Genomic DNA, 13,938 nt, shown 5'->3' with positions numbered 1-13,938 from the left:
GGCTTGGCTTCCTATTTAATACAAATTCTGGCAATTTTTCCGATGACCATACCCATCACGGGACATGTCAAAAACTCATCGTCAAAATTATTTAATATCATCCATAGAGCGTAAGTTTTTCACCGCAATACGTTCAGCATTTTTACGGTCACGTTCTGGCATCATCTTTGGCTTATACACAGGCTGAAGATCATCACCAATAACCGCTGAAAGTGGACGGCGCTCTAGTTGAATTTGGTCTTGAAGTAACATCAATGCTTGGATTAATGCTTCTGGGCGAGGTGGACAACCTGGGATGTACACATCAACAGGAATAATTTTATCTACACCTTGAACTACTGAATAGATGTCGTACATACCACCTGAGTTTGCACAAGCACCCATTGAGATCACCCATTTAGGCTCAAGCATTTGTTCATACAAACGTTGAATTACAGGTGCCATTTTGACAAAGCAAGTCCCAGCAACAATCATCAAGTCCGCTTGACGTGGTGAAGCACGAATAACCTCAGCACCAAAACGAGATAAGTCATGTACGCCAGTTAATGTTGTTGCATATTCAACGTAGCAGCATGAAGTACCAAAGTTAAATGGCCACAAAGAGTTTTTACGCCCCCAGTTCACCGCTGTATGCAACACATCTTCAAGACGCGTCATCATTACGCTTTTATTCACTTCTTCTTCAAGTGGATCAGTAACAATTTGACGATCTTGTAGTGGATATTGATCTGCATCCGGATTCGCACGGGTTAAAGTATATTTCATCCCGACTTACTCCTGTTCAAATGATGATGTAGTCGGTGTTTTTGATTTAACACGACCAGAAGACTGTGCTGGAATATGACCAGTAGGATCGACGACTAACTCTTCAATGTTATTGAATCGCGTAATGTCAGCAATGTTCATATTTGGCGAACCAATTTTGGTTTTAATTCCAGCCGCTTTACGACGATCTGAAGGAGCCCAGTTGAGCGCACCTGTAGAAAGTTCATAAATCAAACCGATTAATAAAACTAAAATAAAGACGGCAGCAGTTGCAAAACCAACCCAACCAACTTCACGAACTGAAGTTGCCCAAGCGTAGAGATAGAGGGCTTCTAGATCGAAAACCACAAAGAAAATTGCAACTAAATAGAACTTGGCTGACAAGCGGATACGAGCACCGCCCGCACCAACTACACCTGATTCAAACTGCTCTTGCTTTGCACGTCCCCATGCTTTACCCCCTAGGAGTAAGGGAACTGTCAGCATAAAAACGCAAAGAAATGTAACGCCGATCACGAAGGCAATTATTGCCCATTCGTATGGAGTAATGGCACTCATGCGGGGATAACTCCTGGCAGGCCTATTTTTAACAAAGAATGTATGTATTGGCCTTCAAATACACCAAACACAAAATTAATCCCGCCAATTGTACCTGATTTCTAATTTCTCATGCTAGTTGAAGCGCTTTAGTCTTTCGGATGATTTTGTCCTTAAATTTACCGATATATCCAAGATCATGGTTAATTCACCCCTAAAAATCGAATTATCTAATCAAGAACAGCATATTGATCATTTTTTTCTTTTTCTACATTATGAAAAAAACTAAATTTTTAGTGGTTCGCCCCAATATATTGCAGCACGAACTAAATCATTGCATTGATACAAATTTATGATGAAAATTTAAACAGAATTTATATAATAGCGCGACCTTATCTCCCCCATAGAACCGCGTCAGAATGCCCCAAGCCTATGCAGCATTAAAACCACGCTCACTGTTACAATTATTTTTACTCTTTAGTGGGGTAATTCTATTGTGCTGCCTACTCGGTATCGCAACTAGACATCTCACCTTTCTAGCCTCTTTTTGGCCAGCCAACTCAGTTCTACTTGGTTTACTGATTCGTTTTCCGCAAACACGCCATCCAATCAGTTTTATTGGAGCAATCGTAGGTTATCTAGTAGCCGACACCTCACAAGATACGCCTTTTTTACTCAATATTTGTCTCACCTCTGCAAACCTACTGTATGTCATCACGACATTGACCTTGTATATCAAATTTAATGCATTTATCCGTTCAATGCATCATGGTTATTTTTATTTATTTCTATTTAGTTTTTGCTGTATTGGCGGTTTGGCCAGTTCGTTTTTTGCAGCCATTACCCTGCCATTATTCAACACTAAATTTGCCTTAGGTTCATTTTGGATTGATTTCGGCTACTGGTTTACCGCTGAAATTCAAAATGCATTGTTGCTACTTCCCGCCATCATCAGCGCACCACTTTGGAGCGAGTTTAAACAGCAACTAAAAGAATTTAAAACACAGACAGTTCAACAAAGTTTACCGCTATTTGCGGTTATTTTCTCAATTGCAATTGGCTACTATGATGCGGGCCCAGGGTCATTGCTCTACCCGATTGCTGCCTTGATCTGGTGTGCATTGAGCTATCGCCATTTTTCAGTGGCTATCATTACCTCGATCAGTTGTGCTTTTGTGATCTATCATGTCTCGCAAAATTATCTATTACTTTACCCAGAACAATTTTTAAACAACGCCATCTCGATCCGCCTTGGACTGATTATGATGACCATTGCCCCACTCACGGTGTCTAGCATTAATATGGTGAGATCCAAGCTGATCCAAGAATTGCAACATACCATTGCGCATGATGAACTCACATCAAGTTTAACCCGACGTCAATTTTTGCAATCGGTGCAACTGCTGCAACAACAGGCCACCTACTCTGGTCACACCACCGCTTTCCTCATGCTCGACATTGATCACTTTAAGCAGGTCAATGATAACTATGGGCATCAAATGGGTGATCGTGCCTTACAAAGCTGTGTACAAACCATTCAAACCTTACTCAAACCTCAAGACTTATTGGGACGCTTAGGTGGCGAAGAGTTTGCCATTTTCATGACCGACACCGATGCGGATGCCGCCTATCTTTGTGCTGAAAAAATCCGCCTACAGATCAGCCAAACCCCAATTGAATATGAAATACAACAAAGCTTCTCGATTCAAATGAGTATTGGTATTTGTATTTGTATTCCTGAAAACCAACATTCAATTGAGCAATTATTTAAACAAGCCGATGATGCCCTTTACCTAGCCAAACGGCAAGGTCGAAACCAAGTTGTCATTTCGACATAATATGTTGCAATTCAGCTAAATACTTTAATTATCTTTATACACAGCGAACACAATAGATGAGTATTCTAGAATGAGCACAAAAGGAGAAAAATATGCATCTAGAATACACACACGCTTCGGATTATTTCTTTTTTTCACAACTGCTGATGCGTCATATAGAAAGTTATGTTCGAAAACATCCAGATGCTGATAATGCAATTTTTGATTTAAGAGATATATACGAAGTATTTAGAGAGGATTTTGCCGCCACAACCACCAATTTAGAAAGTATTCTCAATATTGCAGATAGCTATAAAGTCGAAACCTTAAATGGAGATCAAGCCCTGATCAAAGGCTATAAAATCGATATTAAAAATAATGCGCTGCTCATTGATTTTAATGCAGATGCGTTACAAGGTCTTCGCTCAGGGAAACCACTAATTGAACCAGATCCATCCCTTCACGAATAGACCGTGATCACCCGAGGTCACCGAAAGGCCTAACTTAGCCAAAGTATCTTGCTTTGGCTTTTTTATAGCTGCACATAAAAAAGGAATGAGATACATCATTCCTTTTTACTCTTTCGTTATTTTTTCATCACTTGTTTATAACGTTTGGCAGGCCACGTCATGATAAACCGCGCACCACCCAAGTTTGGACTCTGATCGACTTGAATCGTTCCACCAAACCAATAGGCAATACGACTCACAATCGACAGACCTAAACCATAACCACCCGAAGCACGAGTACGACTGTCATCTAAACGGGCAAAAGCCTCAAAAATACGACTACGTTCTTGTTCAGGAATCCCCGGCCCATCATCTTCGACACAAACATAGGCATTACCATCAGCACGAATACCACCGCTGATACGAACTTTATTATCACAATAACGAACCGCATTACCCACAAGGTTCTGTACCACACGATGTAAATAACGACGCTCAGCATCCACTTTCAAAGCCAATGGTGGAGCAATCAACTCAATTTCTTTTTGTGTCTTCAAAGCTTCCGTTTCCATTGCCACTTGGTCAAGCACCTCAACCAAGACAATGTCTTCGAAATCTAAAGATGGTGTACCTTGCTCCAGCTTGGCATAGGTCATGATCTCATCAATCAGGGTATTGAGTGCTTCGATATCTTTATCAATCATATCCACTTGCTGAATTCGGTAATTATAATCATCCTCTTCAGCCAGCATTTCCATACCAAAACGGATTCGCGCGACAGGTGTTCTCAGCTCATGCGATACCGCACGCATTAATTCACGCTGTGCTTCAATCAACCGCTGAATATGATCCGACATATTGTTATAACTGGATGCCAAGTTTGCCATTTCATCAGTACCTTCAATTGGCACACGTAATGACAAATCACCTGACTTCATCTTATTCAAAGCATAACGTACCTGACGAATTTTACGCTCTAACGGTAAGATCAGACCATAAACACCCAAGCTCAACAAGAATAAGCTAAATAAGGTAATCCCCGCTGAAAGCTGGAACGGCATCCAATTAAACATTGGAACAGGACCTAAAATCAGCACTTGTGCAGGGTGGTTAGGCATTGGAGAAACAATCGAAATGGTGGTACCACGTACAGTTGCACTATCCTTATACAGCAACACACTTTGGTCTTGACGCAAACGACCAATTTGCTCTGAATCTAAATTGATATTTTTAATATCTGAAATTTCAATCGGATAATAGAAATGCTTTTTAATTTTATCTAAGTATTCACGCTCCTGCCCCGGATAAAAAATCAAATAATCCAGCACAAAAATCGGAAGCGCTTTCATTTGGCGTTCGCCAATTTTATCGACTTTGATATAGAGGAAATGCTTAGGGTCGTCTTTTAGACCGATAATAATATAACCAATGCCATTATTGGCATCATAACGAACCACTGATTTTTGCTCAGCAATGCGCTTTTTCTCGGTACGGGATAATTCTACCCGTTCCGCATCTACATAGTAGATCGGCAATTCCAGCAAATCAGATGCATCGGAAATCCAATCTAACTTTTGTTGCTTTTCTGGCTGACGAGACACCCCTTCACTAATGACATAAGAAATGCCATCAGTAAGAGATTCACGATATTCTTGCGCCCGTTGATAGTTAATGATCTGCACCAGCAAATAACAAAATGCTGCAACCACAACAACCAAAACCACCAAACCAGCATAGATACGCAAGAATATGCTGTTTTTCAGTACTCGACTTACCATAGGGTAAATAATTCCAAGCTAGTTAAAATCTCTCCTGAACAGCCATACTGCACAGGCCCTCTATCAAGGGAAAAGCCCCCTTTAAAAAGGAGGCTTTAGAGACTTTAGAGTCCGTTGGTTTCTTTAACGAATAAATAACCCTTACTACGCACTGTTTTGATACGTTTTGGATTTTCTGGATCATCACCAATTTTTGGACGGATACGTGAAATACGTACGTCGATCGAACGGTCTTGTCCATCGTATTCGATACCGCGTAAACGCTCAAAAATATCTTCACGAGACAGGATACGACCTGCATTCGATGCCAATAACCATAACAAGTCATATTCAGCGCTAGTGAAATCGACCAATTCACCATTTAAAGTCACTGAACGACCACCATTATCAATCACCAAGTCATCAAACTCGATACGTTGTGCTACTTCGTCTTCCACTGTTTTGTCAGTGCGACGTAATAAAGCACGGATACGTGCCAATAAAACACGCGGCTGAACAGGCTTCGCAACATAGTCGTCTGCACCCATTTCTAAGCCAAGAACCTGATCCATATCTTCAGTACGTGCAGTCAACATCAAAATTGGTTGATGGTAATGCGGACGTACTTCACGACAAACGGTTAGACCATCTGCACCTGGTAACATCACATCCAGTACAACAAGATCTGGTTGCTCGCTGATAATGCGACGAATGGCACGGTTACCATCAGTTTCGACTCCAACTTCTAAACCGTTACGAATCAAATACTCTTGTGTTAAACGTGCTAAGCGTTCGTCATCTTCTACGATCAAAATCTTCGGTAACTTTTCTTCTTGGCTCATTTGTTTGCCCCTAAAATCTGAGTGAATCTGTCTATGAAATCTGACAGATACATTGGTTTATGTTTTGCAATATACACACGTTTACATTGTAAACAAGTAGGCGTTCACCAAACTGATACACGCTTAAGCCCTTTTGTTATCTTTTTATTAAAATTATGAATTTTAATATATTTTTCAGTTCTCTATGCTTTTTCCGACAGGATGAATATTTAGTATAGATTTTGTGCCAATGTTAAACAATTTGTTTCTTTATTCGCCCAAAACAATTTAAGTGTCTGTTTTTTGAGTTATCCACAGAGTTATCTATAAGCCTTTTTTAACGGCTTTGTTATGCTATGTCCCTGTGAATTCAGCAGTTAACACATGAAAAAAAAATTAGTAAAATGTCAAGGATTGATCTACTGCAAAAAATCCCGTATCTTGTGTTGAAAATAAACTTTAACCACTAAGTATTGTGTTTATCCCTCAAACATCGTGGCATACTTTTTGCTCGATTCAAACGGTCCATGAACATAAAAATAGATGATAATGGAGCTATGCTGACATGAGCATCATCACTTCTACTCCTGGCCAACTTCAGGTCATTAAGCGCACCGGTGAGATTGCGACATTTAATGCCGAGAAAATTTCTGTTGCGATTGGGAAAGCATTTTTAGCAGTTGAAGGTCAACAAGGTACTGACTCAAGTCGTATCCATGACCGCATTACTCAATTGACTGAAATGGTAATGAACACCTTTAATCGCCGCTTACCTTCTGGCGGTACGATTCATATCGAAGAAATCCAAGACCAAGTTGAATTGGCATTGATGCGCACAGGCGAGCAGAAAGTTGCTCGTGCCTATGTGATTTATCGTGACCAACGCGCAAGTGCCCGTCAGCAAACTGGTGCGAACCATCACCCTACTCTTCAAATTACAGATGCTAATGGTCAACTCCAACCATTGGATTTGGATGCGCTTACAACAACCATTCAAACTGCAAGTGAAGGTCTAGAAGGAATTGATGTTCAAGCCATTTTGGATGAAACGGTTAAGAACTTATATAACGGCGTAAAAGAAAGCGATATCGCGACCACCATGATGATGGCAACGCGTACCCGTATCGAACAAGAGCCAAACTATACTTATGTGACTGCGCGCTTACTCAGTAGCGAACTTGTTAGCACAGGTTTAGAATTCTTAGGTCTACCTACAGATACGCTAGAAGGCGATGCTTTAGAAACCTTCTTGAAAAAAGGTATTGAGCTTGATCTTCTTTCTAAAGACCTGCTTGACTTTGACCTTGCAAAATTGGCTGCAGCGATCAAACCAGAACGCTCTAACCAATTTACCTACTTAGGTCTACAAACTTTATTTGACCGTTACTTCATCCACTCAAATGGCGTGCGTTTTGAATTACCACAATTATTCTTTATGCGTGTGTCGATGGGTCTGGCACTTAACGAAGAAAATAAAGAAGACCGCGCAATCGAATTCTATGACTTATTGTCTAGCTTCGACTATATGGCGTCTACGCCTACCCTGTTTAACTCAGGTACCTTGCGTCCACAATTATCAAGCTGCTACTTGACCACCATCGGTGATGATCTGTACGACATTTATGGTGCAATGCGTGACAACGCGATGCTCTCAAAATGGGCGGGCGGTTTAGGTAATGACTGGACTCCTGTACGTGCTTTGAACTCTTATATCAAAGGCACTAACGGTAAATCACAAGGTGTAGTTCCATTCCTTAAAGTTGCCAATGATACCGCTGTTGCGGTAAACCAAGGTGGTAAGCGTAAAGGTGCAGTTTGTGCGTACTTAGAAACTTGGCACTTGGACGTTGAAGAATTCCTAGAGCTACGTAAGAACACGGGTGATGACCGTCGTCGTACCCACGACATGAACACTGCAAACTGGGTTCCTGACTTATTCATGCAACGTGTATTTGAAGATGCTGAATGGACACTGTTCACGCCTTCTGAAACACCAGACTTGCATGACTTAACAGGTGCTGAATTTGCTGAGCGTTATGCACACTACGAAGCTGTAGCAAAACAAGAAAACATGCTACACAAGAAAGTACGTGCAAAAGATTTATGGCGCAAAATGCTTTCGATGTTGTTCGAAACAGGTCACCCATGGATCACGTTCAAAGACGTATGTAACTTACGTTCACCACAACAACACGTGGGCGTAGTTCACTCATCTAACTTGTGTACAGAAATCACGTTAAATACAAACCAAGACGAAATCGCGGTATGTAACTTAGGTTCGATCAACCTTGTACAACACGTTCAAGGTGGTGTGTTAGATCGTGAGAAGCTTGCACGCACTGTAAAAACTGCGGTACGTATGCTCGATAACGTGATCGACATTAACTACTATGCTGTACCACAAGCGAAGAACTCAAACTTGAAACACCGCCCTGTGGGTATGGGTATCATGGGCTTCCAAGATGCATTGTATGAAATGAATCTTGCTTATGGTTCAGATGCAGCGGTTGACTTCGCTGATGAATCAATGGAAGTGATCAGCTACTACGCAATCGAAACGTCAAGCAACCTTGCAATCGAACGTGGTGCTTACTCAACATTCAAAGGTTCATTGTGGGATCAAGGTATTCTACCAATCGACTCTTTAGAAATCGTTGCAAAATCTCGTCCAGAGCGTATGTTCGAAGTTGATCGTACTCAACGTTTAGACTGGGATAGCTTACGTACTAAAGTTCAAAAAGACGGTATGCGTAACTCAAATGTGATGGCGATTGCACCGACTGCAACCATCTCTAACATTTGTGGCGTGTCTCAATCAATTGAGCCAACTTTCCAGAACTTGTATGTGAAATCGAATCTTTCTGGTGAATTCACTGTCATCAACCCTTACCTTGTTCGTGCATTAAAAGAACGTGGTCTTTGGGATACCGTGATGGTCAATGACCTAAAACACTTCGAAGGTTCAGTTCAAAAGATTGCACGTATTCCTGAAGAATTAAAAGCAATCTTCGCGACTGCATTTGAAGTGGATACTCGCTGGATCGTAGATGCTGCGTCACGTCGTCAAAAATGGATCGACCAAGCACAGTCATTGAACCTTTACATCGCTGGTGCGAATGGTAAGAAACTTGACATCACGTATAAGATGGCATGGTTACGCGGTCTTAAAACCACTTATTACCTCCGAGCTTTAGGTGCAACATCGGCTGAGAAATCAACCATTAATACGGGTGCACTGAATGCAGTTAAACCAGCATCGGTTGAAGCGCCTGTAGTTGCGGCAGCACCAGCGGCAGTTGTAGCTGAGAAGAAACCTGAAACTGCGGTTGAAGAAGATGGTTTCACGACAGCAGCACCAGTGCCATTGGCGTGTTCAATTGACAACCCAGACTGCGAAGCTTGTCAGTAATTTTATTCCTCTCTCCATAAATTCCCTCTCCTTTTGGGAGAGGTGAAGAGCGACTAAAGCTCCGCAAGAGAGGTTTCTATAGAGGCATCGATCATGTTCCATCTCAGTCATAATTATCAATTTGGTGTGATTGTTCTGATTTGTGCCTTTCTAGTGTTTTACATTCCAATGGTTTACGCATTTTTTAAAATACGTAAGCAACAGCGTAAGCAAAATAAGTTTTAGGGGTTGGCGACGTCTATTCGTCTCTTTTTAAAAACTCAATCAATAAAACTTAATTTTGCTTACACATTAAGCGTATATTCTAAGACATCTCTTTAGGTGTCTATAACAGCTATACACAACGAAGAGAGAACGAAAAATGTCTATCCTAAGTTGGGACGATTTTGAAGATGATTCGCAAAAACCGACTGCACCTGAACACAAGTCTGCGTCCCTCGACTCGCAAAAAACGGTTAATACGCAAGTGGTATCTGATTCAGAGCAATCATCGCCGCGCGTGGCTACTGCACAACCCGCTGGAACCAGTACCGTGCGATCAACAGATCCAACCGATTCGTTGGCACGAGCATCTGCTGCCTTAGAACACTTAGACGTTGCACCTGGCTTGGAAGAGCTTGAAATGGGTGCACAGCGTGTTCAAGTTGATGATAAAGCCATGATCAACTGTCGCGCAGACTTAAACCAGCTTGTTCCATTTAAATACGAATGGGCTTGGCAGAAGTACCTTGACGGGTGTGCAAACCACTGGATGCCGCAAGAAGTGAACATGAACCATGATATCGCGCTTTGGAAGTCTGAAAATGGCTTAACTGAAGATGAGCGCACGATCATCATGCGTTCTTTAGGTTTCTTCTCGACTGCAGACTCATTGGTTGCAAACAACTTGGTTTTGGCGATCTACCGTCACATTACCAATCCTGAATGCCGTCAGTACATCTTGCGTCAAGCATTTGAAGAAGCAATTCACACGCATGCTTATCAATACTGTATCGAATCTTTGGGTATGGACGAAGGCGAAGTCTTCAACATGTACCGCGAGATTCCAAGTGTTGCGCGTAAAGCATCGTGGGGCTTGAAGTACACTCAATCTTTAAGTGATCCAACTTTCAACACTGGTACGCCTGAAAACGACCAACGTTTATTGCGTAACTTGATCGCGTTCTATTGCGTTCTTGAAGGGATCTTCTTCTACTGTGGCTTTACTCAAATCTTGAGTATGGGTCGTCGTAACAAGATGAACGGTGTTGCTGAGCAGTTCCAGTACATCTTACGTGATGAATCTATGCACTTGAACTTCGGTATCGACATGATCAACCAGATCAAGATCGAGAACCCGCATTTATGGACGGCTGAGTTCCAAGAAGAAGTGATTCAAATGATTCTTGAGGGCACCATGCTTGAGATCGAATATGCGCGTGACACGATGCCACGTGGTGTATTGGGTATGAATGCAAGCATGATGGAAGAATACTTGAAGTTCATCTGTAACCGTCGTTTAGCGCAGCTTGGTTTACCTGAGCAGTTTGCTGGTGTAACCAACCCGTTTGCGTGGATGTCTGAGATGATGGACTTGCGTAAAGAGAAGAACTTCTTTGAAACGCGTGTAACGGATTACCAAACTGGTGGTGCGTTAAGCTGGTAAATGGAAAACAATACGTCACGCGACACATAAGTTGTCATTTGCGACACATAAAATGTCATTGCGCGACACATAAGTTGTCATTGAGAAAACCGCCATTCATGGCGGTTTTTTTAAAGAAGTACGATCTAGTCTTTACAATGCGAAACAAAGCTGGTTTTTCTAGATGAGTTCCATCATCTTTTTGATCGGAAAGCAACATCTACAAGAATGAATATTACGGTAGGAAACTGGATAAAAACCCTAGTGAATGAAACAGGAATTAGCTTCTGTCTTGTAGGACTTCCTCCATTCGCAAAACTCATCCAAGTTGATACCCAAATTGCTAGGCGATTTCCTTTTCAATATAAATTATCTCCGCTTACCCTAGGTACAAAAGATACATATGGGACAATCTACCTATTTCTGCATGAAATCTCTAATAAAGCCCTCGAACACGATACAGCTTTTAATCCTGAGTTAGATAGTTATCTTTTAGGCATGCAAATCTTTGCAGCAACTAAAGGTTATCACTCCTATGTGATGAGTCTTATACGTGAAAGTATTGTGATTGCATTAGAAGATGGAAGAGAAACTGTTACGCAAAATGATTTCAGCCAAGCATGGAAACTTGGAATAACTCTATTTATTAGTGATTTTAAACAAGATCCATTTGTTATGAGTCTTACCCAATTAGCTTCAGGCATAAGAGGAGTTTAAGAATGAATAATAAAAGTTTGCTTATACAACCAATTCCCTTTGAAGAAGAAACAGCTGCTAGCTATTTGCTCAGAGCTGCACAGCTTAATAGGCATTCATCAGTATATACACTCCTAGGTAAAGAAAATTACTCCTACCTTGCCAAGCAAGCACCTAATTGTGATTTAACTGATCTACCCCGTTTTAAATTTGTTCTACAAGTTTTAGATCTGGATTCTTCTTATCAACATTTAGCTTTAGAACGCGTGGGCCCCACCAATCGTTCTCCTAGAAAGTGGGGAGAGTTAAAAGTTAATGAAAATTTACTACGACTTCGTGAATTTTCATTTTGTCCTCAATGTCTTGATGAGCATCCTTATTTTAAAAAAATATGGCTATTTAAGCCAATTTATGCTTGCCTAGTACACTCATTATTACTTTTAAATAAGTGCCATGAATGTGGTAAGGCAATTACACTTGCAAAAGGTTGTATTACGATATGCCCTTTTTGTAATGCTGATCTCACTCATGCTCCAAAAGTTCATTGTAAGACAACCCATATCATTCACTGGTTCACCAGAATTCTAAAAGAAGAAAATCACGAGTTTTTTCAGGAGTTCACCTCATACTGGACAGCATTAGAAAGTTTTGCTGAGCTTCAGGAGCCTTTCTCTAATGAAGAATATACAAAAGCAACTTATGAATATTTTACAGACCCTAGCAATTCGATTAAAAGATTAAGTACTTGGATAAACAATAGGATTTATCTAGCCCACCCAAGAGTCCAACTTCTTCCCTTTTTAAAGGAAAAAGAGAAGTTTAACTACTTTGGTAATTATTTAAGATTAGTAGAAGAAAGATGCTCAAGATATAAGATCACTGCTAGATCAAAAGAGTTCCCCCTTTTACAAGAAGAAGTAAGACTCATTTTAAATGTTGGACGAAGACGGTTCAAAAGCCTTATAGCAAGTGATTTCTTAAAATTACGTAAAAAACATTATGATTTTGAAAACCTTCAGAGCTTATTAATTGAAAAGCTTTTGATTAAAAAAAATAAGTTTATTGATCATAAAATATTTATACCTCCTAAAGCTAAGCCTCAAAAGGAACCCGTACAACCAACAATCACGGAAATCTCAAAAAAATTGGATATCAATTTTGAAACAGCAAGAAAATTGAGCAAAACTCACTGGCTTCTTGATGATAATCAATCCATTGTAAAGGTAATCTCATACGAAAAACTTGAAGCATTTCATGAAAATTATGTCACAGCATCAACCTTGGCAAGAAAGCTTAAAGTTAACCCCACAAATTTAGTAGAGAAGCTGCTAAGTATTGGGATAGCCCCAGTAAGTGGACCACATATTGATGGCCTATCAATTAACTTTTATGAACAGTCTTCTGTAAAGGATATCGAGCCGATAGATCTTAACCAAATTTCCCACTATCAAACTCGAACAGGAAGACATAGGAAAGGGATAAATAATTCAATAGAGGATCACTGTTATTCTTTATATGAAGCAGCTTGCTTATTGAGAATAAGCTTAAGACAAGTATTATATTTAGTACATCAAGGCTATTTGAGCAGAAATTCAGAGAATCCAATCTCGGTACGAGTTGATAGAAGATCATTACATCTGATAAAGGATAAAATTGAAAGTGATGACCTTATTAGTATTGAAGATGCAGCTGAGACGTTAAATTGTTCATTGAATTGGTTACGCCAATATTGGTGCAAAACAGGCTTTCTAACAATTGAAGAACTAGTCTATTGGAGTCTGGTTAAAAGAGACGAACTAAATGAGGTCCTTAAGTTAAAAGAAGAATATTTAACAGGAGCTGAAGCCAGCAACCTACTCGGTATGCCTCATTCACATATTACGAACTTACAGAAGCAGAAGCTGATCAAGCCTTATTACATGGGTAAAACGGATCATAAAATCAGACTATTTAAGCGAGAGGATGTATTAATCTTACTATCTACGACGAGTTGAAGTTTTCAAAAATAGGGGTACAATGTAGGAAAATTAGGTGTTCCACAACCTTTAATCGCGGATTGAAAA

General features: G+C 40.4%; 10 protein-coding genes and 1 pseudogene. 7 read left to right on the top strand and 4 right to left on the bottom strand.

Going from position 1 to position 13,938, the window contains the following annotated elements; genetic code table 11:
- Positions 1-87: 87 nt before the first annotated feature.
- The gene (locus NDN11_RS03705) at positions 88-765 is read right to left on the bottom strand and encodes a NuoB/complex I 20 kDa subunit family protein (RefSeq protein ID WP_004655450.1); all 678 of its coding nucleotides are present in this window, start codon (positions 763-765) and stop codon (positions 88-90) included.
- Positions 766-771: 6 nt separating this feature from the next.
- Complete coding sequence (ndhC, locus tag NDN11_RS03700; RefSeq protein ID WP_005292010.1) at positions 772-1,323, bottom strand: NADH-quinone oxidoreductase subunit A; 552 nt, start codon at positions 1,321-1,323, stop codon at positions 772-774.
- 398 nt (positions 1,324-1,721) lie between these two features.
- Here ndhC and NDN11_RS03695 point away from each other — a divergent pair, with 398 nt between their 5' ends.
- Entirely contained in the window at positions 1,722-3,140 is a 1,419-nt protein-coding gene (locus NDN11_RS03695; protein WP_167247918.1) for a GGDEF domain-containing protein, read from the top strand.
- Positions 3,141-3,232: 92 nt separating this feature from the next.
- The gene (locus NDN11_RS03690) at positions 3,233-3,589 is read left to right on the top strand and encodes a hypothetical protein (RefSeq protein WP_167247917.1); all 357 of its coding nucleotides are present in this window, start codon (positions 3,233-3,235) and stop codon (positions 3,587-3,589) included.
- Between the two features lie 116 nt (positions 3,590-3,705).
- Here NDN11_RS03690 and bfmS read toward each other — a convergent pair whose 3' ends face one another.
- Positions 3,706-5,346 (bottom strand): sensor histidine kinase BfmS, encoded by a 1,641-nt coding sequence (bfmS, locus tag NDN11_RS03685; protein ID WP_216076265.1) that lies wholly within the window; start codon positions 5,344-5,346, stop codon positions 3,706-3,708.
- A 104-nt stretch (positions 5,347-5,450) separates the two neighbouring features.
- The gene (gene bfmR / locus NDN11_RS03680) at positions 5,451-6,167 is read right to left on the bottom strand and encodes a response regulator transcription factor BfmR (protein ID WP_000076440.1); all 717 of its coding nucleotides are present in this window, start codon (positions 6,165-6,167) and stop codon (positions 5,451-5,453) included.
- A gap of 544 nt (positions 6,168-6,711) precedes the next feature.
- Between bfmR and NDN11_RS03675 the strand changes: the two genes are divergently transcribed.
- The 5 genes and pseudogenes from NDN11_RS03675 to NDN11_RS03655 all read left to right on the top strand — a co-directional run bounded on the left by NDN11_RS03675 (position 6,712) and on the right by NDN11_RS03655 (position 13,869).
- On the top strand, positions 6,712-9,555 hold the full coding sequence (locus tag NDN11_RS03675) for a ribonucleoside-diphosphate reductase subunit alpha (protein ID WP_251110806.1): 2,844 nt from the start codon (positions 6,712-6,714) through the stop codon (positions 9,553-9,555).
- A gap of 93 nt (positions 9,556-9,648) precedes the next feature.
- Entirely contained in the window at positions 9,649-9,780 is a 132-nt protein-coding gene (locus NDN11_RS03670; RefSeq protein ID WP_004804753.1) for a hypothetical protein, read from the top strand.
- A 136-nt stretch (positions 9,781-9,916) separates the two neighbouring features.
- Positions 9,917-11,200, top strand: a complete 1,284-nt coding sequence (locus NDN11_RS03665) for a ribonucleotide-diphosphate reductase subunit beta (protein WP_251110805.1) — start codon at positions 9,917-9,919, stop codon at positions 11,198-11,200.
- 135 nt (positions 11,201-11,335) lie between these two features.
- Positions 11,336-11,896: pseudogene (locus NDN11_RS03660) on the top strand (TniB family NTP-binding protein); the annotation flags it as partial.
- A gap of 2 nt (positions 11,897-11,898) precedes the next feature.
- On the top strand, positions 11,899-13,869 hold the full coding sequence (locus tag NDN11_RS03655) for a TniQ family protein (RefSeq protein ID WP_251110804.1): 1,971 nt from the start codon (positions 11,899-11,901) through the stop codon (positions 13,867-13,869).
- The last annotated feature ends 69 nt before the right edge of the window (positions 13,870-13,938 follow it).

Source organism: Acinetobacter sp. C26M (assembly GCF_023702675.1).
In the GTDB taxonomy this organism is placed as follows: domain Bacteria; phylum Pseudomonadota; class Gammaproteobacteria; order Pseudomonadales; family Moraxellaceae; genus Acinetobacter.
The sequence above is the reverse complement of the archived record's forward strand: the minus strand, read 5'-3'. Positions and strand labels throughout refer to the sequence as shown.